The organism is uncultured Dechloromonas sp. (assembly GCF_945957265.1).
Taxonomy (GTDB): Bacteria; Pseudomonadota; Gammaproteobacteria; order Burkholderiales; family Rhodocyclaceae; genus Azonexus.
In genome coordinates this window covers 1-25,024 of sequence record NZ_CAMFKO010000019.1, presented here as the reverse complement: position 1 = coordinate 25,024, position 25,024 = coordinate 1, and the positions used below count along the sequence as shown (strand labels likewise).

At 61.6% G+C, this 25,024-nt stretch carries 22 protein-coding genes and 3 tRNA genes; 16 read left to right on the top strand and 9 right to left on the bottom strand.

The window, feature by feature from the left end; genetic code table 11:
* Positions 1 to 12 precede the first annotated feature (12 nt).
* The 4 genes from Q0P59_RS11470 to Q0P59_RS11455 all read left to right on the top strand — a co-directional run bounded on the left by Q0P59_RS11470 (position 13) and on the right by Q0P59_RS11455 (position 6,448).
* Positions 13 to 1,308, top strand: coding sequence for an acetyl-CoA hydrolase/transferase C-terminal domain-containing protein (locus Q0P59_RS11470; protein WP_295006599.1), 1,296 nt, complete (start codon positions 13 to 15; stop codon positions 1,306 to 1,308).
* 266 nt (positions 1,309 to 1,574) lie between these two features.
* Entirely contained in the window at positions 1,575 to 2,465 is an 891-nt protein-coding gene (locus tag Q0P59_RS11465; RefSeq protein WP_295006598.1) for a PEP-CTERM sorting domain-containing protein, read from the top strand.
* Between the two features lie 168 nt (positions 2,466 to 2,633).
* On the top strand, positions 2,634 to 5,432 hold the full coding sequence (gene prsT / locus Q0P59_RS11460; protein WP_295006597.1) for an XrtA/PEP-CTERM system TPR-repeat protein PrsT: 2,799 nt from the start codon (positions 2,634 to 2,636) through the stop codon (positions 5,430 to 5,432).
* 428 nt (positions 5,433 to 5,860) lie between these two features.
* On the top strand, positions 5,861 to 6,448 hold the full coding sequence (locus Q0P59_RS11455) for a YMGG-like glycine zipper-containing protein (RefSeq protein WP_295006596.1): 588 nt from the start codon (positions 5,861 to 5,863) through the stop codon (positions 6,446 to 6,448).
* A gap of 71 nt (positions 6,449 to 6,519) precedes the next feature.
* Here the strand turns inward: Q0P59_RS11455 and lipA are convergent, their stop codons facing one another.
* From lipA to Q0P59_RS11425, 6 genes are read right to left on the bottom strand one after another with little or no spacing between them, the layout of a single operon-like run.
* Positions 6,520 to 7,491: a lipoyl synthase gene (gene lipA / locus Q0P59_RS11450; RefSeq protein ID WP_295006595.1), complete on the bottom strand. Its 972-nt coding sequence runs from the start codon at positions 7,489 to 7,491 to the stop codon at positions 6,520 to 6,522.
* Entirely contained in the window at positions 7,484 to 8,101 is a 618-nt protein-coding gene (gene lipB, locus Q0P59_RS11445; RefSeq protein ID WP_295006594.1) for a lipoyl(octanoyl) transferase LipB, read from the bottom strand. Before lipB ends, lipA begins: the two co-directional genes overlap by 8 nt.
* 1 nt (position 8,102) lies before the next feature.
* Entirely contained in the window at positions 8,103 to 8,372 is a 270-nt protein-coding gene (locus Q0P59_RS11440) for a DUF493 domain-containing protein (RefSeq protein ID WP_121458068.1), read from the bottom strand.
* A 1-nt stretch (position 8,373) separates the two neighbouring features.
* Positions 8,374 to 9,261, bottom strand: coding sequence for a D-amino acid aminotransferase (locus tag Q0P59_RS11435; RefSeq protein WP_295006593.1), 888 nt, complete (start codon positions 9,259 to 9,261; stop codon positions 8,374 to 8,376).
* Between the two features lie 4 nt (positions 9,262 to 9,265).
* Positions 9,266 to 10,405 carry a D-alanyl-D-alanine carboxypeptidase family protein gene (locus Q0P59_RS11430; RefSeq protein WP_295006592.1) on the bottom strand — a complete coding sequence of 380 codons (1,140 nt, stop codon included), beginning with the start codon at positions 10,403 to 10,405 and terminating at the stop codon, positions 9,266 to 9,268.
* A gap of 35 nt (positions 10,406 to 10,440) precedes the next feature.
* Complete coding sequence (locus Q0P59_RS11425) at positions 10,441 to 11,349, bottom strand: LysR family transcriptional regulator (protein WP_295006591.1); 909 nt, start codon at positions 11,347 to 11,349, stop codon at positions 10,441 to 10,443.
* A gap of 103 nt (positions 11,350 to 11,452) precedes the next feature.
* On the opposite strand from Q0P59_RS11425, the gene htpX reads away from it, so the two are divergent.
* The 6 genes from htpX to Q0P59_RS11395 all read left to right on the top strand — a co-directional run bounded on the left by htpX (position 11,453) and on the right by Q0P59_RS11395 (position 19,433).
* Positions 11,453 to 12,337 (top strand): protease HtpX, encoded by an 885-nt coding sequence (htpX, locus tag Q0P59_RS11420; protein ID WP_295006590.1) that lies wholly within the window; start codon positions 11,453 to 11,455, stop codon positions 12,335 to 12,337.
* 228 nt (positions 12,338 to 12,565) lie between these two features.
* Positions 12,566 to 13,810 carry a TolC family protein gene (locus Q0P59_RS11415; protein ID WP_295006589.1) on the top strand — a complete coding sequence of 415 codons (1,245 nt, stop codon included), beginning with the start codon at positions 12,566 to 12,568 and terminating at the stop codon, positions 13,808 to 13,810.
* Positions 13,807 to 14,946 (top strand): efflux RND transporter periplasmic adaptor subunit, encoded by a 1,140-nt coding sequence (locus Q0P59_RS11410; protein ID WP_295006588.1) that lies wholly within the window; start codon positions 13,807 to 13,809, stop codon positions 14,944 to 14,946. The genes Q0P59_RS11415 and Q0P59_RS11410 overlap by 4 nt, the downstream gene beginning before the upstream one ends.
* On the top strand, positions 14,943 to 18,053 hold the full coding sequence (locus Q0P59_RS11405) for an efflux RND transporter permease subunit (RefSeq protein WP_295006587.1): 3,111 nt from the start codon (positions 14,943 to 14,945) through the stop codon (positions 18,051 to 18,053). Before Q0P59_RS11410 ends, Q0P59_RS11405 begins: the two co-directional genes overlap by 4 nt.
* The gene (locus tag Q0P59_RS11400) at positions 18,050 to 18,394 is read left to right on the top strand and encodes a P-II family nitrogen regulator (protein ID WP_295006586.1); all 345 of its coding nucleotides are present in this window, start codon (positions 18,050 to 18,052) and stop codon (positions 18,392 to 18,394) included. The genes Q0P59_RS11405 and Q0P59_RS11400 overlap by 4 nt, the downstream gene beginning before the upstream one ends.
* Before the next feature lie 115 nt (positions 18,395 to 18,509).
* Complete coding sequence (locus Q0P59_RS11395) at positions 18,510 to 19,433, top strand: PAS domain S-box protein (protein WP_295006585.1); 924 nt, start codon at positions 18,510 to 18,512, stop codon at positions 19,431 to 19,433.
* Here Q0P59_RS11395 and Q0P59_RS11390 read toward each other — a convergent pair.
* The 3 genes from Q0P59_RS11390 to lgt are packed head-to-tail and all read right to left on the bottom strand — an operon-like array spanning position 19,430 to position 21,497.
* Positions 19,430 to 20,182 (bottom strand): hypothetical protein, encoded by a 753-nt coding sequence (locus Q0P59_RS11390; protein WP_295006584.1) that lies wholly within the window; start codon positions 20,180 to 20,182, stop codon positions 19,430 to 19,432. The two genes, Q0P59_RS11395 and Q0P59_RS11390, sit on opposite strands and share 4 nt — an antisense overlap.
* A gap of 6 nt (positions 20,183 to 20,188) precedes the next feature.
* Positions 20,189 to 20,665: a VOC family protein gene (locus Q0P59_RS11385; protein WP_295006583.1), complete on the bottom strand. Its 477-nt coding sequence runs from the start codon at positions 20,663 to 20,665 to the stop codon at positions 20,189 to 20,191.
* A gap of 40 nt (positions 20,666 to 20,705) precedes the next feature.
* Positions 20,706 to 21,497: a prolipoprotein diacylglyceryl transferase gene (gene lgt, locus Q0P59_RS11380; RefSeq protein WP_295006582.1), complete on the bottom strand. Its 792-nt coding sequence runs from the start codon at positions 21,495 to 21,497 to the stop codon at positions 20,706 to 20,708.
* Positions 21,498 to 21,584: 87 nt separating this feature from the next.
* Here lgt and ilvD point away from each other — a divergent pair, with 87 nt between their 5' ends.
* The 6 genes from ilvD (at position 21,585) to Q0P59_RS11350 (ending at position 24,918) form a co-directional block, all read left to right on the top strand.
* Positions 21,585 to 23,441 (top strand): dihydroxy-acid dehydratase, encoded by a 1,857-nt coding sequence (gene ilvD / locus Q0P59_RS11375; protein ID WP_295006581.1) that lies wholly within the window; start codon positions 21,585 to 21,587, stop codon positions 23,439 to 23,441.
* A complete protein-coding gene (gene rhtB, locus Q0P59_RS11370; protein ID WP_295006580.1) occupies positions 23,438 to 24,058 on the top strand; it encodes a homoserine/homoserine lactone efflux protein in 621 nt (206 codons plus the stop codon). Before ilvD ends, rhtB begins: the two co-directional genes overlap by 4 nt.
* Before the next feature lie 147 nt (positions 24,059 to 24,205).
* Positions 24,206 to 24,514: a c-type cytochrome gene (locus Q0P59_RS11365; RefSeq protein WP_295006579.1), complete on the top strand. Its 309-nt coding sequence runs from the start codon at positions 24,206 to 24,208 to the stop codon at positions 24,512 to 24,514.
* A 98-nt stretch (positions 24,515 to 24,612) separates the two neighbouring features.
* Positions 24,613 to 24,697, top strand: a tRNA-Tyr gene (locus tag Q0P59_RS11360).
* Between the two features lie 42 nt (positions 24,698 to 24,739).
* A tRNA-Gly gene (locus tag Q0P59_RS11355) sits at positions 24,740 to 24,813 on the top strand.
* Positions 24,814 to 24,843: 30 nt separating this feature from the next.
* A tRNA-Thr gene (locus Q0P59_RS11350) sits at positions 24,844 to 24,918 on the top strand.
* Positions 24,919 to 25,024 lie beyond the last annotated feature (106 nt).

Here is a 25,024-nt window from a genome sequence, read left to right as displayed (position 1 = left end):
AGGAGAACCAGAATGTCCGTACAGGCTGAATACCAACAAAAACGCATGACGGCGGCCGATGCGATCCACGTCGTGAAGAACGGCGACACCATCGTCGTTCCGACCGGGGTCGGCGAGCCGCCCGCACTGCTCACGGCGCTCTCCGATGTGCGCACCCGTTACCAGGATGTCAAGATTTCGCAGATCCTGCCCCTGCGCAAGTACGGATACATCGATCCCGAAACCACCCAGCACGTTCGCCACGTGGCCTACTTCTTCGGCGGCGTGACGCGTCCGGGTGGCCAGCAGGGCTGGGTGGATTTCCATCCCTCCTACTTCTCCGAAATGCCGATCCTGATCGAACGCGGCCTGATGCCTGCCGATGTGGTCTTCGCCATGGCCTCGCCGATGGACGAGCACGGCTATTTCTCCCTGTCGCTCGGTCCCGACTACACCATGGCCGCGATTGCCAGGGCGCGCGCCGTGGTTCTCGAAGTCAACCCGAACGTCCCCTTCGCCAATGGCGCCTGCCACATCCATGTCTCGAAGGTCACCGCGCTCACCGAGAGCAACGATCCGCTGCTCGAGGTCGGCCTGCCGAAGATCGGCCCGGTCCAGGAAGCCATCGGCAAATACGTCGCCGACATGATTCCCAATGGCGCCACGCTGCAGATCGGCTATGGCGGCATTCCCGACGCCGTGGTGATGCAGCTGACCCACAAGCATGACCTGGGCATCCATACCGAAATGATCGGCGATGGCATCATGACGCTGGTCGAGGCCGGGGTCGTCAACAACAGCAAGAAGAACGTCAACAACGGCAAGATGCTGGCTACCTTCGCGCTCGGCTCGAACAAGCTCTACCGTTTCATGCACCGCAACCCGGCGCTGGAAATGCACCCGGTGGATATCACCAACGACCCCTATCTGGCCGGTCAGAACGACAACCTGCACTGCATCAACGCGACCATGCAGATCGACTTCATGGGCCAGTGCGGTTCGGAAAGCCTCGGCGCAGTGCCCTACTCGGGGACCGGCGGCCAGTCCGACTTCGTGCGCGCCGCCAACCGTTCCAATGGCGGCAAGGCCTTCATCGTGCTGCCGGCGACTGCCAAGGACGACACCATCTCCCGTATCGTCCCGACGCTTTCGGCGGGAACGCACGTATCGACCAGCAAGAACGACATCAACTACGTGGTGACCGAATTCGGCGTGGCGCAGTTGCGCGGCAAGACGGCCAAGCAGCGCTGCGAAGCCCTGATCGGCATCGCGCACCCCAATTTCCGGGGTGAGCTGCGCGAGGCGGCGAAGAAGATGAAGCTGCTTTGATCGTGTAATAGTGTTGTAATTTGACGGTGATTTTTGGAGGGCAGCGTTGTTCTGCCCTCTTTTTTTGGGGGCTGCTTCCGGGGGGGTAACGGAGGTGGTAATCAGTCTAAGTCCTGCTCTGTCCTGAATCAGCGGTGTGGCGCTGGCTGGGTTTCGGTTTGAATGAGGAGAGAAGGTTTTGGCGTTGGCCATGATGATCTCTCGGTATATCGGCTGTTGCATTGTTAATGTGTCGGGGAAATTTACAGTGCGTATCCGAAAAGGTGTTGCTCTCTTATTATGTTATTGATCAAATTGTTATTTTTTGTTATGGCATGATTGGTGCTTATTGCTTTGGCGAGGCGGTTGTGTCGCCTGACGATCAACGAGATAAGGGGTTTGTCATGAAAAAATCGATATTGGCAGTGGCGCTGTTGAGCGCTGGTTTGGTTGGCTCTGCACAGGCGGCGAGCTTTTTGAACGGCGGTTTCGAATCAAATAGTTATGCAGGCTGGACCCAGACGTCGGGTTTTGTGAGCGGCAATACGGGAACCAGCACCGGTGATTTGGCGTTGGATCCCGCAAGCTATACAACCAATACAAACTGGCAAGGCGCAATTACCAGTGCCGGCTTTGATGCCATTGATGCTTCGCTGGCTACGGTGCGCTACGGTGATCATTCCGTTCGGGTGAATGATCGCTTTAACAACAATTCGGTTAACGTCATTTCCCAAACCGTCAGCAACTATGATGGTACTAGCATCAATTTCTCCTGGGCAGCTGTGTTGCAGTCCTCGCATACCATTCTTGATTCCGATATCTTTGGTTTGAAGGTTGTCGATGGCAATGGCAATGTGCTGTACAACGCCACTTTCTCTTCTGCGTCGGCTCCTGCAACGTTCAAGAATCTGAATAACGGTTGGTACTCTAGTGGCTGGCAAGACATTGCTCTGCAGGTCGCAAAGGGTGGTACTTACACGATCAGCCTGTTGGCTGCTGACTGCCCCTACGGCGGTCACGCCGGTTATGTCTATCTTGACGGTTTCGGTACCGTGCAAGGTGGTGGTGGTGATAACGGTGCTGGCGGCGGAAATACTGTTCCGGAACCTGGTTCCTTGGCCTTGGTTGGCCTCGGCTTGATGGGTGCCTTCGGTATTCGTCGCCGCAAAGCCGCGTAAATAATTTGTAAGTGCTCGAAAAAGGCGACTTCGGTCGCCTTTTTTGTGTCCGTCTACTCAGTTTGCAATATGCAGTGATGCCTAGGCCGTTGGTTATTCACATGGCTTGCCGTGTGGATACTTCGCCCTATATTGTTACGGATTGTCAGTTTCCTAAGGGATGCAGAAATGAAGAAGAGCCTGGGAGGCGGTAAACCCATGTTGTCTCTATACACAATGTGCAATGAAATGCGTTCGACGGTGATCGCCTTGTCCTGCATTTTGATATTGGGTTGTTCCAATTCTGCCTCCGACTACGTGAAGGAGGGAGCGGCATTTCTGGACAAGGGTGATTTGGCGGCAGCGTTGATCAGTTTCAAGAATGCTGTCCAGGCAGATCCCAAGTTGCTTGCTGCTCGCCTTGCGCTGGCCGAAGCCTTGGAGCGGAACGGCGATCTGCCTGGTGCAGAGCAGCAGTTACGGCGTGCGCTTGAGTCAGGTGGCGATCCCAACGAACTGGCTCCCAGGATTGCTGTATTGCTTCTGGATAGAGGCGAGAATGCCTTGCTGGTTCGAGATTTTGGAAGCCAGAAGCTGCAGTCGCCAGTTGCCGACAGCGATCTGAAGGCGCTGGTTGGTTTGGCCTATCTGGCATCAGGTCAATCCCAGAAAGCCAGCGAGCAACTTGCCTTGGCGAAAGAGATGACGCCGGCTATCAGGCTTGCGAGCGCGCAACTCGCTTTCAGTGCGAACCGGCGGGCAGAAGCAGCCGCCGAGATGGATGATGTCTTGAGGGTTGAGCATGCGCCGTGGTGGGTTGCGCGTGCAGCGAGCCGCGTATTTTTAGCAAACGAAGATGCAGCCAAGGCATTGCAGGCGATCAAGCGGGCCTATGACGCAGCGCCTATGCATCGAGGTGTGGTTGGCGAATATGCCGAGCAATTGATTGGAGCCAACCGAAAGGAAGAGGCCCGTCCGCTCCGCGACAAACTGCGTAAACTGGCCCCCGGATATTATCGAACGCAGTATCTCGAAGCCTTGTTTCTGCTTGAGGATGGCAAGCAGGACCTGGCCTATACCGCAGCTACCAAGGTGTTGGCAGCACTGCCGGAGCATATCCCATCGCAGGTAATCGCCGCGTCCATCGAGTTGGAGCGGAATGAACTATCTTCCGTGGAAACACGGATCAAGAAGATTTTGTCGGCTTCTCCGAATTCCAGTGAGGGATTTCGTTTGAAGTCCATGCTCGAGATGCGTCGTGGGAACGTGGTTGAAGCTGCATTTGCTCTCGATAAGGCAATTAACCGGGCCCCTGAGGACAGAGGTCTTTTGGCAATGGCGTCCGGTGTGTCATGGTCGCGTGGAGATAAGCAAGCCGCCATTCGGTTGATGTCGAAAGCGGCATTGCAGGAGCCCGTTCGTGCCGATTTTCTTGCTAAGTTGGCCGAAATGTTGGGCGCCAGCGGTCAGCAGAGCGAGGCCTTGAAAGCCCTCGACTCTGCAAAGCTTGCCGCGAAGGAGGCTAAGGATAGGGAAGCGGTTTTCAATGCGGCGCTTCGCACGAAACAGTATGGTTTGGCAAAAGACTTGGCAAAAGCGGAGATTACCCAGCGGCCACAGGACTCCGAGCCTTTGATGTGGATGGCGGCGGTTGTCGGAAGTGAAGGAAATGAGGCAAAGGCTTTGGAGCTTACTCGCCAGGCCCTTGATTTGCATCCGGATAACTACGCTGCACTATCGGCCTTGTTGAAAACAGCAAAAACGCCGGAGGCGCGACTGGATTATGAAAATCGCTTGAAAAAGGCGGTTGATGTGGGGGCCAAGGACCCGCGGATCTATCTGGACCAGGTTCGACTGATGGCCGGTGCAGGAGCGGAGGCAGAAAAAATTGGCGCATTGCTGGATAAGGGGGTCGCTGCGGCACCAACTGATCTTGCCTTGAGGGAAGCTGCGACGCAACATTGGGTCAAGGCAGGTCGAAAGGACAGGGCGTTGGCTTTGGTCAAGGAGGGGGAGGGGGCAATGCCAGATAATGCGCGGATGCTTGCGTTGGCAGCCTATGTCCAGGAATCGGTAGGGGAGTCTTCGCAGTCGTCCGTCAAATTTGCGCAGTTGTCGGAACGCTATCCTGACCGCGTGGACTGGAGTTTGAAGCATGCGCAAAATCAGATTAAAGCTGGAAAAAATCAGGATGCAGAGAAGGTGCTTCGACGTCTGATTCAGTTACGTCCGGAGGAAGTGGTACCTTACCAGATGCTTGCAAGGTTGCAGGTGAGCATGAAGTTGGCCAAGGAGGCGCAAACGACGGCAGAAATGCTACGTGACAAACCTCGTCAGAAGGCGGTTGGCTTGATCCTCCTGGGGGATGTTTACGGGGCCACCGATCGCCACTCGGATGCATTGAAGGCTTATGCTGAGGCTGGTCTTGCCGGATTGCCTGAACTGGCTATGGAAAAAAAGGTTCGTTTGCTGGATCAGAGCGGCAGCGGTACGCTGGCCGCTGCAGAATTGACCAAATGGCTGATTGCTCATCCGGATAATGTGCCTGGCTTGGCTCTGGCAGCAAATCGTGCAAGCGCGCAGGGAGATTACAAGGAAGCAGCAAAGCATCTGGAGAAGATCGTCAAAAAGGATCCGAATAACCCTGTTGCGCTAAATGATCTGGCGTGGGCACTGGTCATGAGCAAGGATTCCAGGGCGCTTGATTTGGCGAGCAAGGCTTCTTCTCTTGCGCCCAAAAGCGCCAATGCGCTGGATACCTTGTCCCAGGCCCAACTCAACGGGAACCAAAGAGGCGAGGCAATTGCTACGGCACGCAAGGCTCTTGCGCTGGACGCAAAATCCGGTGTGGTTCGGGTACATCTGGCTGAAATGCTGGTGCCTGAAGGCAATAAGGTAGAAGCAAAGGAATTGCTGAACGGAATTGACGAGAAGCTTTTGGACAGAGAGGCCACTGCGCGTCTCGCCAAATTGAAGGAGGCTTTGTAGGGAGTTTATCTCGCTTACAAAATGTAGCAATTTTCTCCTCCCATTGCGCATGGATATTCGCTATCGTTAAAGCAGATACTTGGAGTTGTAGGTGTTGCCATGAAATGTCGGAAATTGGTTATCCCGTTGTTGGCTGTTCTCATGGCTTCGATGGCGAGTAGTGCGTGGGCGCATAGGACACGTGTCTATATTGGTGCATCCATCGGTGGCCCCGTGTGGGGACCTACTTGGGGGCCGACATGGGGGCCGGGTTGGTATCCCCCGCCCTACTACTATCCGCCACAGGTTGTCGTGGTACCTGCGCCACAGCCACCTGTCTATATAGAACAAGCGGAGCCTGCCGCACAGCCTGTTCAGGGGCAGCACTATTGGTATTACTGCAAGAGCGGCAAGGGCTATTACCCTTACATCAAGGAGTGCACCGAGGGATGGCAAAAAGTGTTGCCGCAACCGGAGAAATAACCATGTCGGAATTTAGTTGTTTTTCCCGCTGGGCCGCCATTGGTTCGGTGGTTTTTCTGGGGGCCTGTACGGTCCTGCCGACAGGCCCGAGCGTGATGGTTCTGCCAGGGACGGGGCAGCCTTTCGAGCGTTTCCGCGCAGATGATGTCGATTGCCGTCAGTATGCGCAATACCAGATTGGCGGCAAGACAGCGGGTGATGCTGCGAAGGAATCGGTAGTGACCAGTGCGGCAGTTGGTACTGCTGTGGGCGCATTGGCCGGTGCGGCGATCGGTGGCAACAGTAAGGGGGCGGCCATCGGTGCCGGTGCCGGTCTGCTGATGGGTAGCGCGACTGGAACGGATGCTTCGCGTGCATCGACTGCGGGGACGCAACGCCAGTATGACAATGCCTACATTCAGTGCATGTACGCTAAGGGGCACCGTGTTCCGGTGCCGGCGAACATGAGCTATTCAGCGCCGGTTCGTTCGCAGGCGCAGGCTCAGCAGCAAGATACGAGTATTCCTCCGCCGCCTCCAGGTTCGCCGCCACCCCCGCCGGCTAGCGCTCGGTAAGCTTAGGTCGAAAACAACAAGGGCAGCTCCGAAACGGGCTGCCCTTTCTTTTTCTTTCTTGGGGGTGAAAGTTAGCCGACTCCCGCGCTATGCGCCTGCTGATCCGCCCAATAGCTGGAGCGCACCATCGGTGCGCAGGCGGCGCCGGAGAAGCCCATCTTCAGCGCTTCCGCCTCGAACATCTTGAAGGTGTCGGGATGGACATAGCGGCTGACCGGCAGGTGATGGCCCGAAGGGGCAAGGTACTGGCCGATGGTGAGCATCTCGACGTCGTTGGCGCGCAGGTCGCGCATGACGTCGAGGATTTCCTCGTCGGTTTCGCCGAGGCCGACCATCAGGCCGGACTTGGTCTTGACGTGCGGATAGCGCGCCTTGAACTGCTTCATCAGGGCCAGCGAGTGGGCGTAGTCGGCGCCCGGGCGGGCCTGCTTGTAGAGGCGGGGCACGGTTTCCATATTGTGGTTCAGCACGTCGGGCAGGCTGGCGCCGAGAATGTCGATGGCGATGTCCATGCGGCCGCGGAAGTCGGGGACCAGGGTTTCGATGGTGGTCTTCGGCGAGGCCTCGCGCACGGCGCGAACGACGTCGACGAAGTGCTGGGCACCGCCGTCGCGCAGGTCATCGCGGTCGACGCTGGTGATCACCACGTACTGCAGTTTCAGCGAGGACACCGAGTCGGCCAGTTCGGCCGGCTCGTTCGGGTTGGGCGGCAGGGGCTGGCCGTGGCCGACGTCGCAGAACGGGCAGCGGCGCGTGCAGATGTCGCCGAGGATCATGAAGGTGGCCGTGCCGCGGCCGAAGCATTCGCCGATATTCGGGCAGGCAGCTTCCTCGCAGACGGTGTGCAGCTTCTTCTCGCGCAGCATGGACTTGATTTCGCCGAAGCGTCCGGCGCTGTTGCCGGCCTTGACGCGTATCCACTCCGGCTTGCGCAGCGGCTGGTCGACGGGAACGATCTTGATGGGGATGCGGGCGGTCTTCAGTTCGCCTTTTTGTTTGACGCCTTTTTGCTTGGTTGCGCCTTCCGGTTTGGGTTCAGCCATGTTGTCTGTCCAATTGCTGCAGCAAGTGCTGCGTTAGGTGCTCGCCGGCCTCTGTTACGGAAAGCGGAATATTCAGGTTCTTGGTTTGTATGACTTTCAGCCCGGCGTAGCCGCAGGGGTTGATCGCGTCGAACGGGGAGAGATCCATGTCCACATTGAGCGATACACCATGATACGAGCAGCCGTTGCGGATGCGTAGTCCGAGCGCCGCGATTTTTGCCGCGCCGACGTAGACGCCGGGGGCGCCGTCGTGCCGCTCGGCGGTGACGGCGTAGTCGGCGAGCAGGTCGATGACCGCCTGTTCGATGGCGGTGACCAGTTCGCGGACCTTGATCTTCAGGCGCGACAGGTCGAGCAGCAGGTAAACGACCACCTGGCCGGGGCCGTGGTAGGTGACCTGGCCGCCGCGGTCGATCTTGACGAGGGGGATGCCGATGTCGCGCAGCACATGCTCGGGCTTGCCGGCCTGGCCCAGGGTGTAGACCGGTGGATGCTCGACGACCCACAACTCGTCGGGCGTCTCGGCGCCGCGGGTGGCGGTGAAGTCCTGCATGGCCTGGAAGGTGGGTTCGTAATCGACCCGGCCCAGGCGTTTGACGACAATGGTCACCTTACAGCACGACCTTGACCAGGGGGTGGGAGGTCAGCTCCATGTACAGCGCGTCAAGTTGCGGCTTGGAGGTGGCGACCACCGTGCATGTCAGGCTCAGGTAGTTGCCGCCGGAGCTGGCGCGCATTTCCATCGTCGCGCCGTCGAAATCGGGGGCGTGCTTGGTGACGATGGTGAGCACCGCCTGGGCGAGTTCGTCGTGCGCCTTGCCCATGATCTTCAGGGGGAAGTCGCAGGGGAATTCGAGGAGGGTGTCCTTGTACGAAGCCATGTCAGCCTTTGCGCATTACGGTGTTCTTGAAGTCCTGGTACCACTGCCACATTTGCTCGCCGAACGGGCCGGGCTTGCCCGCGGTTGATCCGTTTCCGACTGGCTGGCCGTCGAGGGTGGTGATGGCCAGAATCTCTTTGGTCGATGAGGTCATCCAGACCTCGTCGGCGGTGCGAAGTTCCGCTTCGGTGATTTCGCGGACGACGAGCGGCTGCCGGTGTGTCGCGGCCAGTTCGAGAATCACGTCGTAGGTGATGCCGGGCAGCATCAGGTTCGTCTTGGGTGGGGCGAGCAATACGCCATCCTTGACGACGAAGATGTTGGAGGCGGCGCCTTCTTTCATCAGGCCGTCGCGGATCAGCAGCGCTTCGGCGCAGCCCTGGTCGACGGCCTGCTGGCGGGCCAGGACGTTGGCGAGCAGCGAGACGACCTTGAGGTCGCAGCGCGACCAGCGCAGGTCGGGAACGGTGATGGCGGCGACGCCCCTGGCGCGCACCTCGGCCGGGGTGGTGACCAGCGGCGAGGCGAAAGCGAAGGCGGTCGGCGGCACCGACGCCGGCGGGAAGGCATGGTCGCGCTTGTCGTCGGCGCCGCGGGTGACCTGCAGGTAGATCGACTGGTCGTCCCAGGGGGCGGTTTCGATCAGCTTGAGGACGACGGCTTTCCAGTCTGCGGCCGGCAGCGGGTTGGCCATCCGTATGCCGTCCAGCGTCGCCTGCAGGCGCTGCAGATGCTCGTCGATGCGGAAGGCGCGCCGGGAATAGACCGGAATGACCTCATAGACGCCGTCCCCGTACAGAAAGCCGCGGTCGAGCGGCGAAACGCCCGCTTCCGCCAGCGGCAGGAAACGGCCATTCAGGTAGACGGGGTCGGCGACGTAGGCGGTCACGGTCTTAGTTGAACCACAGGCGGATGGTGTCGATGATGCGAACGAAGATATTGCCGAGTTCGATTTTTTCAAGGGCGAGCACCGGGTATTCGCCGTACGGCTTGTCCTCGATGCTGACCTTGACGGTGCCCAGTTTCTGCCCGACCTCGATTGGGGCGATCAGGCGCGGCTCGGCGACGAAATCGGACTTCACCTTGTCGGCGTAGCCCTTCGGCACGGCGATGCTCAGATCGTTCGGGAAGCTGGCCTTGATCTCGCTCTGCGCGCCTTTCCAGACGCGCAGCTTGGCGATTTCCTGATCCTTGGCGAACACGGCGACGGCATCGTAGGAAATGAATCCCCAGTTGAGCAGCTTCTGCGATTCGCTGGCGCGGGCGCTGTCGGAAGCGGTGCCGAGCATGACCGAGAGCAGGCGGCGCTTGTCGCGCAGGGCGGAGGAAATCAGGCAGTAGCCGGCGGCCTCGGTGTGGCCGGTCTTGACGCCGTCGACCGTGGGGTCGATGAAGAGCAGGCGGTTGCGGTTCGGCTGGGTGATGTTGTTGTAGCGGAATTCCTTCATCGAGTAGTACTTGCCGTACTCGACCGGGAAGTCGCGGATCAGTGCCGAGGCGAGCAGCGACAGGTCGCGCGCCGTGGTGTAGTGGTTCGGGTCGGGCAGACCGGTCGAGTTCATGAAGTGGCTGTTCTTCATGCCCAGGCGCTGGGCCTCGCGGTTCATCATCTGCGCGAAATTCTCCTCGCTGCCGGCGATGCCTTCGGCCAGCGTGACGCAGGCGTCATTGCCGGACTGCACGATCATGCCCTTGATCAGGTCTTCGACCGGAACCTGCGTGTCGACGCGGATGAACATCTTGGAGCCGCCGGTGCGCCAGGCTTTTTCGGAAACCGGCAGCGGCTGCTCCAGCGCCAGGGTCTTCTTGTGGATGGCGGCGAACGTCAGGTAGGCCGTCATCAGCTTGGTCAGCGACGCCGGTTCGAGACGGTCGTCCGGCTTTTCGGTGGTCAGCACCTGGTTGGAGCCGAGATCGAGCAGCAGCCACGATTTGGCGGCCAGCGCGGGCGGCACGGGGAGTTGTTGGGCGAACGCCGGGGCGGCGAGGGCGATACTGAGGAGGAGGACTACGGTCTTGCGGAACAGCGACATGGATTTTTCTTTGGACGTGCGTTGGGGGATGCCCATTATACCCTTGGCTCCGGGGTGTCCTGCGCCGCCGCGGCGCACAGGGCTTCGACAGCGGGGTGGCGAATCCGGCGTTCGCTGGAAATGGCGTAGATCTGCTCGCTGACCCCCTGCATGGCGCCCAGCGGCTGTGCTTCCAACTGCTGAGCTACTTGTTCGACGAGGGCGAGCGGTGCCGGGAAGATGCCCAGGCCGCCCCGTCCGAAGGTGTTGAGCAGGGCGCTGTCTTCAAACTCGCCGACCACCTTGGGGCGAACGCCGGCGATCTCCAGCCAGCGGTCGATACGCCCGCGCAAGGCATTGTGGCGGGTGGGCAGCAGCATCGGTGCGCCGTCGAGCGAGGCCGGGAAATCCTTGCCGTAACGTTCCAGCAGCGCCGCGGTGCCGAACAGCCCGGTGGCGAATTCGCCGAGCCGGGTGCTGAATACCTTCAGGTTGCCGCCGACCGGCGCGGAGCGGTCGGTCAGCACCACGTCCAGCCGGTGCAGGGCGAGGTCGGCGAGCAGCGTTTCGAATTCGCCTTCGTCGCAGATCAGGCGGACATCGGCCGGCATTTCGGTTACTGTGGATAGCAATCGGTAGGCAAGCAGCTTCGGGATGCCGTCGGAAATGCCGGCCCGCAGGCGCAGGGTCGATTCGCTGTCGCTATGCTGGATGGCATCGACCAGGGCGTCGCCGAGCTGGAATATCTGGTCGGCGTACCCGAGCGCGACCCGCCCCGCATCGCTGAGTACCAGGCCGCGCCCCTGGCTGTTGAACAGCGCCTTGCCGAGTTGTCGTTCAAGTAGCGACAGTTGCCCGGATATGGTCTGGATGGCGACCCCGAGGCGATCGGCCGCGCGGGTGATGCTGCCTTCCTGGGCGACAACCCAGAAGTAGTGCAGGTGCTTGAAATTGATCTGGCTCATGATTTCAACAGAAAAAAACGAAGTAATACTTCATTTTGCTCCGGTTTTATTGATTGTTGCAATGCAATACCATCGGCCTCGTTTCTCTCTGGAGGATATGTCTATGAAACGCATCGTTCTGTTCCTGCTGACCAACCTGGCCGTGATGCTGGTGCTCAGCGTCGTGACCAGCCTGCTCGGCGTCAACAAATTCCTGACCGCCAACGGCCTCAACGTCGGCATGTTGTTCGTGTTCGCCGCCGTGATCGGCTTTGGCGGTTCCTTCATCTCGCTGCTCATGTCGAAGACCATGGCCAAGTGGAGTACCGGTGCGCAGGTCATCGAGCATCCCGGCACCTCGACCGAGGTCTGGCTGGTCGATACCGTCGCCAGGCTGAGCAAGAAAGCTGGCCTGCCGATGCCCGAAGTGGCGATCTACGACGGCGAGCCGAATGCCTTCGCCACCGGGGCGACCAAGAACAGTTCGCTGGTCGCCGTCTCCACCGGCCTGCTGCAGAGCATGACGCGGGAGGAGGCCGAAGCCGTGCTGGCCCACGAGGTCGCCCACATCGCCAACGGCGACATGGTGACGCTGACCCTGATCCAGGGCGTGGTGAACACTTTCGTCGTCTTCCTGTCGCGCGTCGTCGGTTACGTGGTGGACAGCTTTCTGCGCCGCAATGACGAGGAAAGCAGCGGTCCCGGCATCGGCTACATGGTGACCAGCATTGTCTGCGAAATCGTCTTCGGCATCCTGGCCAGCGTCATCGTCGCCTGGTTCTCCCGGCAGCGCGAATTCCGCGCCGACGCCGGTGCCGCCAGCCTGATGGGTACGCCGGCGCCGATGCAGAACGCCTTGCGCCGACTGGGGAACTTGCACACCGAACCGTTGCCCCAAAACATGGCTGCTTCCGGTATCGCCGGTGGCAAGGGCGGCTTCATGGCCTTGTTCGCCACCCATCCGCCGCTGGAAGAACGAATCGCCGCGCTGGATTCGCGCCGAACCTGACGTATTTCTGACGCCAAGCTGACGCGAAACTGACGGTTTGGTATCATGCGTTTGTGGTGCGTTGCACAAGATTGGTGCGATTTTGTGCGGCGTCTTTTCTTTGCCGCTTGCGTCGGGCAAATTCATCGATTCTCCACTGGGCTTCAGTAGCCTGATGTTCGGGTGTTTCTGGTTTTTCCCGGGTTTCCGGGTGAGTCGTGGTGGCATTAGGTTTGCTGAATATCTCTCATGGTGCAACGCAATAAATTTTTCGTTCTGTTAATTTGTCTCTGGGTGTCGGTGGCGGCCGAAGCTGCCGGCCCGGAATACGCCCTGCCGGACTTGGAAAAACTGGCGCTCGATTCGAGCCGCAGCATGATGGCCGCTCGCGAGCAGCTTGCCGCGGCACGTTATGCCGTGCGCAGCGCCGGCGCCTTTCCCAATCCCGAAATCGAATACCTGGCCGGGACGGCACGTTCACGGGCGGCAGGTGGCAGTTCCGGCGATGCGCGCAGCGCGACGCTCACCCAGCCCATCGACCTGCCCTGGGTGCGCAGTTCGCGTATCGGTGCTGCCGAGGCTGGCGTGCAGGCCAGCGAGGCTGGTTTGCGTGCCTTCGAGGCCGACCTTCTGGCCAATGTCCGCCTGCGCTACTTCGAGGTGCTGCGGCGCAATGCCGAGGTGCGCAATGCCAGGGAAGACCTGGGGTTGGTGGAAGGCGTCCGTTCGCGCATCGCCTTGCGCGTCGAAACCGGCGAAGCGCCGCGCTTTGAATTGATCAAGGCCGATGCGGAAATGCTGAACGCCCAGAAATCGGTGCAGGCTGCCGGTTTCCGCGCCGAGCAGGCACGTTCCCATTTGCGGCAGAGCATCGGTTCAGGCTTGCCGGCGGAGTATTCCTTGCGCGGTACCCTGCGCGAAGTGCCGGACCTGCCTCAGCTCGAGGTCGTCCGCCAATCGCTGGCCGAGGCCAGTCCGACGCTGGCGCGAGCCAAGGCCGAGGTTTCCCGGGCCGAGCAGCAGCTTGAACTGGAGCGTCGGCAGCGTTGGCCCAGCCTGGCGGTGAAGGGGGGCTACGACGACGATCCGGACATGCGGACTTCGCGCTTCGGCGTCGTTGTCTCGGTGCCGCTGTGGGACCGCCGCAGTGGTCCGATCAGCGAGGCATCGGCCCAACTGGCGCGCCTGCGGCACGAATTGGCGGCTCAGGAGTTCTCGCTCGAGCAGCAGTTGGCCGTGGCTTACCAGCAATACGAGATTGCCCAGGCGCAGGTCACTGCCCTGGAGTCCGGCATCGTCCGTCAGGCCGAGAATGCCCTGAGGATTGCCGAGGCGGCCTATCGCTTCGGTGAACGAGGATTTTTGGAAGTGCTCGACGCGCAACGGGTTTTCCGGGCTGCGCGCGCCGAATTGATTACCGCCCGTTTCGAACTGGCGGCTGCCTGGGTCGAAATCGAACGACTGCGGGCTACCCCGGGAGGAAAGAATCCATGAAGAATGCCCTGCTGCTGGCCTTGATGGCCGCCATGCTGATCGGTTGCAACAAAGAGGATCAGAAAACGGCGACCACCCAGGCACAGGATCCGATGATCGTCGCTCCGTCGCCGGAGTTGCTGTCGCAGCTCAAGCTGGCCGATCTCAGCAAGCGCCCGGTGGTCGAGACCCTGCGTGTTGCCGGTCGGATCGACTTCGATGAACATCGCCTGGCGCGGATTGGCGCCACCATTACCGGCCGGGTCACCGAAATCGACGCCTGGCTGGGTCAGAACATCAAGAGAGGCGATCTGCTTGCCAAGCTGAACAGCAGCGAGTTGTCGGAACAGCAACTGGCCTATCTGAAGGCGCGAGCGCAACTGGAGTTGAACCGGCGCAACGCCGAGCGGGCCAAGGCCTTGTTCGAGGCGGATGTGATCGGTGCTGCCGAACTGCAGCGTCGGGAGAGTGAATACAAGATTTCGCAGGCCGAAACGCGCGCCGCGTCCGACCAGTTGCAACTGCTCGGCGTCAGCGCGGCTGCCATCGAGCGCCTCGGCAAACAGGGCGAGATCAACTCGGTGACGCCGGTCGTCGCCACCATGAATGGCGTGGTTGTCGAGCGCAAGCTGGCGCAGGGCCAGGTCGTGCAGCCGGCCGATACCCTTTTCGTGATCGCCGACCTGTCCCGTTTGTGGGCGGTGGCCCAGGTGCCCGAGCAGCAGGTCAGCCTGGTCAAGGCCGGGCAGACCGTCAATATCGAGGTGCCGGCGCTGGGCAACGAAAAGCTGACTGGCAAACTGATCTACGTCGGCCAGACCATCGATCCGGAAACGCGAACCGTCCTCGTGCGTACCGAACTGGACAACCGTGAAGGCCGCCTGAAGCCAGCCATGCTCGCTTCCATGCTGATCGAGGCCAAGCCGGTCGAGCGTCTGGTGGTGCCGGCCAGCGCCGTGGTGCGCCAAAACGACGAGGACCATGTTTTTGTGGCCGAGGGCAACGGCGCCTTCCGGCTGCTCAAGGTCAAGCTGGGGCCGGAGCAGGGCGGCATGCGCAGCTTGCTGAGTGGCCTGAAGGGCGGCGAAAAGCTGGTGGTGGACGGTGCCTTCCATCTGAACAACGAACGTAATCGCAAGGAAATGGAGGGATCGTGATCGAGTCTCTCGTTCGCGCGGCGCTCAAGCAGCGCCTGGTCGTCGCGGTCATTGCCGCGGTCCTTTTCTTCTTTGGCCTGAACGCGGCGCAGAAGTTGTCGGTCGATGCCTTCCCGGACGTGACGAACGTCCAGGTGCAGATCGCCACCGAAGCGCCGGGCCGTTCGCCGGAGGAAGTCGAGCGCTTCGCCACCGTGCCGCTGGAAGTGGCGATGACCGGTCTGCCCGGGCTGGAGGAAATGCGCTCGCTGAACAAGCCGGGGTTGTCGCTGATCACGCTGGTGTTCAGCGACAAGACCAACGTCTATTTCGCCCGCCAACTGGTCATGGAGCGCCTGCTCGAAGTCGGCTCGCGCTTGCCGGAAGGTATTGCACCCGTACTCGGCCCGGTGTCCACCGGACTGGGCGAGGTCTATCAATACACCCTCGAGCGGGCCGACGACGGCGACAAGACGCTGAGCGAAGAAGAATTGATGAAGCGCCGGGTCGCTCAGGACTGGGTGGTACGTCCCTTGCTGCGCTCGATTCCCGGCGTCGCCGAAATCAACTCGCAGGGCGGTTTCGCCCGCCAGTACCAGGTCCTGGTCAATCCGGACAAGCTGCGCCACTTCGGCCTGTCGGTGGCCGATGTCTATCAGGCGGTGGGCAGAAACAACGCCAACGCCGGCGGCGGCGTGCTGCCTCAATACGCCGAGCAGTATCTGATCCGCGGTATCGGCCTGGTGCGCGATGTTGAGGATTTGCGCGCCATCGTGCTCAAGGAAAAGGACGGTGTGCCGGTGTATGTCCGCGACGTGGCCGAGGTCCAAATCGGCCACGAAGTTCGCCAGGGCGCGGTGATCAAGAATGGTGTCACCGAATCGGTCGGCGGCGTGGTGATGATGATCGCCGGCGGCAACGCCAAGGAAGTGGTCGGGCGCATCAAGGCACGGGTCGACGAAATCAACGGCAAGGGGATGCTCCCCGATGGGCTGAAGATCGAGCCCTATTACGATCGCTCCGAATTGGTCGACGCGGCGCTATGGACCGTGACCAAGGTGTTGCTCGAAGGCGTGGCGCTGGTTGTCGTCGTGCTCTTCCTGTTCCTCGGCGACGTGCGCTCGTCGCTGATCGTCGTCGGTACCCTGGTGTTGACGCCGCTGCTCACCTTCATGGCCATGAACAAGCTGGGCATCTCGGCCAACCTGATGTCGCTCGGCGGCTTGGCCATCGCCATCGGTCTGATGGTGGACGGCTCGGTGGTGGTGGTCGAAAACGCCTTCCTGCAATTGGGGCGCACGGCAAAGTCCGGTGAAAGCCAGACCCGGGTCATCCTGCGCGCGGTGGTCGAAGTGGCGACGCCGGTCATCTTCGGCGTCGGTATCATCATCCTCGTCTTCCTTCCGCTGATGACCCTGCAGGGCATGGAAGGCAAGATGTTCGCGCCGCTCGCCTACACCATCGCCATCGCGCTCGCCATTTCGCTGGTCCTGTCGATGACGCTGACGCCGGTGATGTCGACCTACCTGCTCAAGCCGCCGGCCCACGACGGCGATCACGATACCCGGCTGATCGCGGCGATGAAGCAACGCTATCTCAAAATGCTGCACTGGGCGCTGGGGAACGAAAAGAAAACCGTGACCCTGTCGGTTGCCGTCTTTGCGCTGACCGTCGCCATGCTGCCTTTCCTCGGCACCGCCTTCATTCCCGAAATGAAGGAAGGTTCCGTGGTGCCGGGCATCAACCGGGTGCCCAACATCTCGCTCGACGAGTCGATCAAGATGGAAATGGAGGCCATGCGGCTGGTCATGCAGGTCCCGGGCGTCAAGTCGGCGGTCTCCGGCGTCGGTCGCGGCGAATCGCCGGCCGACCCGCAGGGGCCGAACGAATCGACTCCCATCGTCAGCCTGAAGCCGCGCAGCGAGTGGCCGTCCGGCTGGACGCAGGACGACATCCAGGACGCCATGCGCGACAAGCTGAAAGCCTTGCCGGGTGTGCAGATCGTCATGGCGCAGCCGATTTCCGACCGCGTCGATGAAATGGTGACGGGCGTCCGTTCCGATATCGCCGTCAAGGTGTTCGGCGACGATCTCGACCAGTTGAAGAAAGTCGCCGGCCAGATCGGCAAGGTTGCACAATCGCTGCAAGGCGCGCAGGACTTGCGCATCGAGCGGATCAGCGGCCAGCAATACCTGTCCATCGAAATCGACCGTCAGGCCATTGCCCGTCTCGGCATCAACGTCGCCGACGTCAACGATCTGCTGGAAACGGCGGTCGGCGGCAAGGTGGCGACCGAAATCTTCGAGGGCGAGCGCCGTTTCCCCGGCGTGGTGCGCTTGCCGGAGCGCTTCCGCAATAACGTCGAGGCCATCTCGAACATCCTGATTACTTCCAGGAACGGCGCCCAGGCCCGCCTCGCCGACGTTGCCAGGATCGCCGTGGTCGACGGCCCGGCGCAGATTTCGCGCGAACTGGGCAAGCGCCGTATCGTGGTCGGCGTCAACGTCAAGGATCGCGACTTGGGCAGTTTCGTGGCTGAGTTGCAACAGAAGGTCGAGGCCCAGATCAAGCTGCCCGACGGCTATTATCTGGAGTGGGGCGGTCAGTTCCAGAACATGGAGCGGGCGCTCGGCCACCTGAAGATCATCATCCCGATCACCATCGCGGCGATCTTCTTCCTGCTCTTCCTGCTCTTCAACTCCTTGCGTTTCGCGACGCTGATCATCACCGTGCTGCCCTTCGCATCGATTGGCGGCATCGTCGGCCTGTTCCTCACCGGCGAGTATTTGTCGGTCCCGGCCTCGGTCGGTTTCATCGCCCTGTGGGGTATCGCGGTGCTCAACGGCGTCGTGCTCGTGTCGTATATCCGCGGTCTGCGCGAAGAGGGGCGCAGCGTTCGCGAAGCCGTCGTCGAGGGCGCCAAGCTGCGCTTCCGGCCGGTGATGATGACGGCAACCGTCGCCATGCTCGGCCTGATCCCCTTCCTGTTCTCGACGGGGCCGGGCTCAGAGGTGCAAAGGCCGCTGGCCATCGTGGTCATCGGCGGATTGATTACATCGACCTTGCTGACGCTGGTGGTTCTGCCCACCATTTATCGCTGGTTCGACGAAGAGGGAATCGAAGCATGAAGGAAATCAAGGCCATCATCCGTCCGAACAAACTGCCGCTCCTGCGCGAAGCCCTGGTTGCCTTGCCCGGGTTCCCGGGCATGACGGTGGATCGCGTCGAAGGCTGCAGCGCGCCGAGCCGGCACGTGCCCGCCAAGGTCAAGATCAAGGACGAGCTGACCGACTACACGCCCAAGGTCCGTGTCGAAATCGTTGCCCCCGACGAGGTTGCCGAAGTGATCTTCCAGCGCATCACCGAGATTGCCCAGACCGGTCATTACGGTGACGGGCTGGTCTGGATTACCGACGTCGAAAAGGCCGCTTTCGTATTCAAGACGACGCCGAGTGAGGACGATCGATAATTGGATTGTTATTACTTTCGTTAAATGTGGAGGAATTCACAGGTATCTATTGGGGGCGTGATTACCATGGAGGCTGTCAGCAACGCCCGTCGGGCCAAATCGCCGCCCCTGCAACATGGAAACCCAACTCAGCCTCGTCTCCTCCACCGCCCTGATGCCTCCGGAAGACCTCCAGGAGGGCATCGCCAGCCTTTCGCGCGGTGCCTACTTCGCGGAGGCCAGCCTGGACATGATGCTCAGCATCCTGACCGAGTCGGCCGCCAATATCTGCGGTGTGGAGCGCGCCAGCATCTGGGCGCTGACCGACGACCAGCGCGAGTTGCGCTGCCTCGGCCTGTACGAGCGCTCGAAACGGCTACACAGCAGCGGCAACACCATCGACGCCATCGGCCACCCGGTCTTCTTCGCGGCGCTGCAGGAAGGTAACGGCATTGCGGTCGACGATGTCTACGTGCATCCGATGACGGCCGAATTCGTCAGCTATTACCTGCCGCGCCACCGGGTTACCGCAATGCTGGCCACGCCCATCCACATCCGGGGCGAACTGCAGGGGGTTCTGTGTCTCGAGCAGGTCGGTTCCCGGCAGTCCTGGGCGGCGGCGCACCAGATTTTTGCCCAGGCCGTGGCCAACCTGGTGACGTTGGCGCTGGTCGAGTACGAGGCGGGCGAAGCCAAGCGCCAGGCCTGTGCGGCGGTGGAGCAGTTGCGGGCCGTCATCAACGCCTCGCAGGATGCCATGCTGCTGGCCGATGCCCGGAGCGGTGAAATTCTCGACGTCAATCGCCAGGCCGAAGCGCTGACCGGGCGTTCGCGCGAAGAGTTGCTCGGGCGTCACCATGTCAGCCTCTATTCCGTTGAGCAGCAGTCAGCCGTGACGGGAGAGGTCAGTCGCATGCTGGACGGCAGCGCGGCGGCGAGCCGCCTGGCGGCGGAGGTCCAGCGCAGCGACGGACGGCGGATCCAGGTGAGCGTGTCGGCCGAGAGAACCGACCTCAGCGACGGCCGCCGTCTGGCGCTCAGCATTCTCCGGGCCGCCTAGGTCGGCACCGCGGCTATCGTTTTTTCCAGCGTATCGAGCAGCGCCAGGAGTTGTTCCCTGGCCGCGTTGCCGTCCAGCTCGTTGGTGTTTTGCGTCACCGCGTCGGCGAACTGGCGGGCGAGGTGCATGACGCCCCAAATTTCTAGCGTTTCGGCATCCTGGGCCAGTTTCAGCGCTTCCGTGGTCAGCACGTAGGCATCGGGCGGCAAGGCGGCCAGGGCGTCGCGCAAGAGCTCCAGTTGTTCGTGTGCCTCGCTCACGAACAGGCGGTCGAGGACCGGCGATCGCTGGCTGGCATCGCTGGTGCTGACTGTCGTTTCGAGTCGCCCGGCAAAGTGCCGCGCGCGTTCGGCAAACGCATCGTGCTCCAGGCCAAGCGGGTCGCGCAGGGACTCGATCGTGCCGCTCAGTGCGGCGAGTAGGCGGGGGGAAGGGTTCCCTTCCTCGAGCCGGTCGGCGGCATCGGCCAGCGCTTCGCCAAGGCGGAGGCAATCGCTGTCCGCGGTTTCCAGCGCGATGGTGTAGAGATTGAAGACGGCGGGCCGAACGTCGTCGGCGCCGGCGCCATGGCGCTGGGCCCAGGCCTGTTCCAGGCGGCGGCTGGCTGCGATCCAGCGTTCGTTCAGCTGGGCGTCGAAGCGCGGCGGGCGGGATTTCTCCACCCAGGGCAGCAGGGCGGCGGTCGCATCCAGCGTTGGCGCGAGCGCCGCCCGGGATTCCTCGAGATCGTCCTCGGGAATGTCGTCCATGTTTCCTTAGTTGCCGGCCAGCTTGGCAAAGGCGGAAACCACTTCCGGCGGGGCCTGGACCAGTTCGATCAGGACGCCTTCGCCGCCGATGGGGAATTCCTCGTTGCCCTTGGGATGCAGGAAGGTGATGTCGAAACCGGCCGCGCCCTTGCGGATGCCGCCCGGGGCGAAGCGCACGCCGTTGGCCGACAGCCATTCGACGGCCTTGGGCAGGTCGTCGATCCACAGGCCGACGTGGTTGAGCGGGGTGGCATGCACGGCCGGTTTTTTCTCCGGATCGAGCGGCTGCATCAGGTCGACCTCGACCTTGAACGGACCGCTGCCCATGGCGCAGATGTCCTCATCGACGTTCTCGCGCTCGGAAACGAAGGTGCTGGTGATTTCCAGGCCGAATTTCTCGACCCACAACGTGCGCAGCTTTTCCTTGGAAGGGCCGCCGATGGCGATTTGCTGGATGCCGAGAACCTTGAACGGACGTGTCATGACGGGATTCCTATCGTGGATTGAATGATGTAATCCATAATTATAGGGTTTTCTTCCGGTAGGCAAAGGCCAGCATCGCGACGCCGGCCAGGATCATCGGCAGCGACAGCCACTGCCCCATGCTGATGATGTACGACTGCCCGAATATGCCGTGATCCGGCTCGCGGAAGAACTCGGTGATGAAGCGGAAGGCGCCGTAGCCGATCAGGAAGACGCCGGATACCGCCGCCCGCGGCCGCGGCTGCCGGCTGTACAGCCAGAGGATGGCGAACAGTGCCAGGCCTTCCAGGCCGACGTGATACAGCTGCGACGGATGGCGCGCCTGCATGTCGCCCGACTGCGGGAAAATCATCGCCCACGGCAGGCTCGGGTCGGCGACGCGACCCCACAGCTCGCCGTTGATGAAATTGCCGATGCGCCCGGCGGCCAGGCCGAGGGGCACCAGCGGGGCGACGAAGTCCATCACGTCGAACCAGTGCTTGCCGTGCTTGCGCGTCCACAAGCCCATGGCGACCAGCACGCCGAGGAAGCCGCCATGGAAGCTCATGCCGCCCTTCCAGACGGCGAGGATTTCCAGCGGATTGGCCAGGTAGTAGCCCGGCTCGTAGAACAGGACCTGGCCAAGCCGGCCGCCGAGAATGACGCCAAGCATGCCGTAGAAGAGCAGGTCGTCGAGCTGTTCGCTGGTCAGAAAGCCGGGGCGGTTCTTGATGCGCAGCCGTCCGAGCAAAATAAATTGAACGAAGGCGACCAGATACATCAAACCGTACCAGCGCACGGAAAGCGGGCCGACAGAAAAGGCGATAGGGTCGAACTGCGGGTGTAGAAGCATTGCAGGCGCAGAGTGGGCTAGAATTAGCCGATTATAGTTCGCGCCCGTGACAACACCGTGGCGTTCAGTTTCGACGGAGAGAGAGTCATGCCGCAATATCGTTCCCATACCTCCACCCACGGCCGCAACATGGCGGGTGCCCGCTCCTTGTGGCGCGCCACCGGCATGAAGGATGGCGACTTCGGCAAGCCGATCATCGCGGTGGTCAACAGCTTCACCCAGTTCGTGCCGGGCCATGTCCATCTCAAGGACCTGGGCCAGATGGTGGCACGCGAGATCGAGGCGGCCGGCGGCGTCGCCAAGGAATTCAACACCATCGCCATCGACGACGGCATCGCCATGGGCCACAGCGGCATGCTCTATTCGCTGCCGAGTCGCGACCTGATCGCCGACTCGGTCGAATACATGGTCAACGCCCACTGCGCCGACGCCATGGTCTGCATCTCCAACTGCGACAAGATCACCCCGGGCATGCTGATGGCCGCCATGCGCCTGAACATCCCGGTCGTCTTCGTCTCCGGCGGTCCGATGGAAGCCGGCAAGGTCAAGCTGCAGGACCAGGTCGTGCACCTCGACCTGGTCGATGCCATGGTCAAGGCGGCCGACGCCTCCGTGTCGCAGGCCGATCTCGACGAAATCGAGCGTTCCGCTTGCCCGACTTGCGGTTCGTGCTCCGGCATGTTTACCGCCAACTCGATGAACTGCCTGACCGAAGCGCTCGGCCTCAGCCTGCCCGGCAACGGCACCGTCGTCGCCACCCATGCCGACCGCAAGCAACTGTTCCTGCGCGCCGGTCGCCTCGCCGTCGAACTGTGCAAGCGCTACTACGAGCAGGACGACGCCTCGGTGCTGCCGCGCTCGATCGCCTCCGCCAAGGCCTTCGAAAACGCCATGACCCTCGACGTCGCCATGGGCGGCTCGACCAATACCGTGCTGCACATCCTGGCTGCCGCGCAGGAAGCCGGCGTCGATTTCACGATGGCCGACATCGACCGCATCTCGCGTTCCGTGCCCTGCCTGTGCAAGGTGGCGCCGATGACCGACAAGTACCACATCGAGGACGTCCACCGCGCCGGCGGCATCATGGGCATCCTCGGCGAACTCGACCGTGCCGGCCTGTTGCATCGCGATGCGCCGACCGTTCACGCCAGGACGCTGGGCGAAGCCATCGACCGCTGGGACGTCGTGCGCGAACACGACGTCACGGTGCATGATTTCTTCAAGGCCGCGCCGGGCGGCGTGCCGACCCAGGTCGCCTTCTCGCAGGATCGTCGTTTCAACGAACTCGATCTCGATCGCACCCAGGGCTGTATCCGCAACAAGGCCAATGCCTATTCCAAGGATGGCGGCCTGGCCGTTCTCTCCGGCAACATCGCGCTCGACGGCTGCATCGTCAAGACGGCCGGCGTCGATGAGTCGATCTGGAAATTCACCGGCCGCGCCCGCGTCTTCGAAAGCCAGGATTCGGCGGTGGAAGGCATCCTCGGCGGCCAGATCGTCGCCGGCGACGTCGTCGTCATCCGCTACGAAGGCCCGAAGGGCGGCCCGGGCATGCAGGAAATGCTCTACCCGACCTCCTACCTGAAGTCGATGGGTCTGGGCAAGGAATGCGCCCTGCTCACCGACGGCCGTTTCTCCGGCGGCACTTCCGGGCTGTCCATCGGCCACGCCTCGCCGGAAGCGGCGGACGGCGGCGCCATCGGCCTGGTCGAGGAGGGCGATACCATCGAGATCGACATCCCGAACCGCCGCATCCATCTGGCCGTTTCCGACGAGGTTCTCGCCAGGCGCCGTGCAGCCATGGACGCCAAGGGCGATGCCGCCTGGAAACCGGTCGATCGCCAGCGCACGGTTTCCGCCGCGCTGCAGGCCTACGCCCTGATGGCCACCTCGGCCGACAAGGGCGCGGTGCGCGACGTGACGCAGATCCAGCGTCGCAAATGACGCTGACCGTCTGGTTCGGGTTCCTGCTGGCGGCGATCCTGATCGCCGTCACGCCAGGGCCGGGCGCCGTGGTCAGCATGAGTACCGGCGTCCGTCACGGCTACGCCGCGGCCCTGGTCGTCATCCTCGGCTTGCAGGTCGCGCTGCTGCTGCAGCTGCTGGTCGTCGCGCTGGGGCTGGGTGCCCTGCTCGCGGCATCGGAGACGGCCTTCGCGGTCATCAAGTTTCTCGGCGCCGCCTATCTCCTTTGGCTCGGCATCCAGAAATGGCGAGCCCCGGTGACGCCCGTCGATGCCCGCTTGCCCGCGACCCGCCAGAGGAGCCTGTTCGTCCAGGGGCTGCTGGTCAATTTGACCAATCCGAAGGCGATCATCTTCATTGGCGCCCTGGTGCCCCAGTTCGTCGATCCGGCCTTGCCGCAGGCGGCGCAGTACGGGGAAATCGCCGCCACCCTGTGCCTGACCGACATGCTGGTCATGTCCGGATACGCCCTGGCCGCGGAGCGCCTTGGGCGCTGGCTCCATGATCCGCGCAGCATCCGCCTGCAGAACAGGTTTTTCGGCGGCTTGTTCGTTTCCGCGGGCGCCTTGCTGGCGATCTCCTCCCGTCCTTCGTGACCCCCTGTCAACCATGGGCGCGCGTGGGTCGTTAAGTGCTGACGGATGTCCAAACGGTGTAGCTCTTCTCCCTGTTTGCCAGGGGCCGAAAAGGGTTTTATCATCCGATGCTGTTGTTTCCACCAACCCGATGAACGGAGCGAGAGAATGAAAGCTGTTTACATTGCCATGATGGCTGCTGCTGGTGTCGTGATGGCCGGTCAGGCGAACGCCGACGAGGCGCTGGCCAAGGCCAAGAACTGCATGTCCTGCCATGCCATCGACAAGAAGCTGGTTGGCCCGGCTTACAAGGATGTCGCCGCCAAGTACAAGGGCGATGCCAAGGCTCCGGCTGCGCTGGCCGCCAAGATCAAGGCGGGTGGCAAGGGCGCATGGGGCGAAATCCCGATGCCGCCGAACAACGTCACCGAAGACGAAGCCAAGAAGCTGGCTGCCTGGGTTCTGTCGCAGAAGTAATTCTGCTTCAAATCCGCGAAAAGCCGGCTATATGCCGGCTTTTCTGTTTTTGGGTGTTGACAGGGTGTGCGCTCGTCTGGATAATCTCGGGTTCTTCCGGAGGGATACCCAAGCGGTCAACGGGAACAGACTGTAAATCTGTCGGCTCAGCCTTCGAAGGTTCGAATCCTTCTCCCTCCACCAGATTGAATGCTGTAGCGGCCTGTGCTGCGGGCGTAGGGTTTTGCGGGTGTAGCTCAATGGTAGAGCTGAAGCCTTCCAAGCTTAAGACGAGGGTTCGATTCCCTTCACCCGCTCCACGACACGGTACGGCTGGAGTTTTAAGGTAGGCCCATGTGGCTCAGTGGTAGAGCACTCCCTTGGTAAGGGAGAGGTCGGCAGTTCGATCCTGCCCATGGGCACCACCGATTAGCTTGGATTCTGGATTTTTATTTATCTGATTATTGAGGAACTGGAATGGCTAAGGAAAAATTCGAGCGTACGAAACCGCACGTAAACGTTGGCACGATT

Excerpts from the sequence above, each read along its gene's own strand:
- Q0P59_RS11470 (WP_295006599.1), top strand. The coding sequence starts at position 13 with ATGTCCGTACAGGCTGAATACCAACAAAAACGCATGACGGCGGCCGAT.
- prsT (WP_295006597.1), top strand. The coding sequence starts at position 2,634 with ATGAAGAAGAGCCTGGGAGGCGGTAAACCCATGTTGTCTCTATACACA.
- Q0P59_RS11455 (WP_295006596.1), top strand. The coding sequence starts at position 5,861 with ATGGCAAAAAGTGTTGCCGCAACCGGAGAAATAACCATGTCGGAATTT.
- lipA (WP_295006595.1), bottom strand. The coding sequence starts at position 7,491 with ATGGCTGAACCCAAACCGGAAGGCGCAACCAAGCAAAAAGGCGTCAAA.
- Q0P59_RS11440 (WP_121458068.1), bottom strand. The coding sequence starts at position 8,372 with ATGGCTTCGTACAAGGACACCCTCCTCGAATTCCCCTGCGACTTCCCC.
- Q0P59_RS11430 (WP_295006592.1), bottom strand. The coding sequence starts at position 10,405 with ATGTCGCTGTTCCGCAAGACCGTAGTCCTCCTCCTCAGTATCGCCCTC.
- Q0P59_RS11425 (WP_295006591.1), bottom strand. The coding sequence starts at position 11,349 with ATGAGCCAGATCAATTTCAAGCACCTGCACTACTTCTGGGTTGTCGCC.
- htpX (WP_295006590.1), top strand. The coding sequence starts at position 11,453 with ATGAAACGCATCGTTCTGTTCCTGCTGACCAACCTGGCCGTGATGCTG.
- Q0P59_RS11415 (WP_295006589.1), top strand. The coding sequence starts at position 12,566 with ATGGTGCAACGCAATAAATTTTTCGTTCTGTTAATTTGTCTCTGGGTG.
- Q0P59_RS11410 (WP_295006588.1), top strand. The coding sequence starts at position 13,807 with ATGAAGAATGCCCTGCTGCTGGCCTTGATGGCCGCCATGCTGATCGGT.
- Q0P59_RS11400 (WP_295006586.1), top strand. The coding sequence starts at position 18,050 with ATGAAGGAAATCAAGGCCATCATCCGTCCGAACAAACTGCCGCTCCTG.
- Q0P59_RS11395 (WP_295006585.1), top strand. The coding sequence starts at position 18,510 with ATGGAAACCCAACTCAGCCTCGTCTCCTCCACCGCCCTGATGCCTCCG.
- Q0P59_RS11390 (WP_295006584.1), bottom strand. The coding sequence starts at position 20,182 with ATGGACGACATTCCCGAGGACGATCTCGAGGAATCCCGGGCGGCGCTC.
- Q0P59_RS11385 (WP_295006583.1), bottom strand. The coding sequence starts at position 20,665 with ATGACACGTCCGTTCAAGGTTCTCGGCATCCAGCAAATCGCCATCGGC.
- lgt (WP_295006582.1), bottom strand. The coding sequence starts at position 21,497 with ATGCTTCTACACCCGCAGTTCGACCCTATCGCCTTTTCTGTCGGCCCG.
- ilvD (WP_295006581.1), top strand. The coding sequence starts at position 21,585 with ATGCCGCAATATCGTTCCCATACCTCCACCCACGGCCGCAACATGGCG.
- rhtB (WP_295006580.1), top strand. The coding sequence starts at position 23,438 with ATGACGCTGACCGTCTGGTTCGGGTTCCTGCTGGCGGCGATCCTGATC.
- Q0P59_RS11365 (WP_295006579.1), top strand. The coding sequence starts at position 24,206 with ATGAAAGCTGTTTACATTGCCATGATGGCTGCTGCTGGTGTCGTGATG.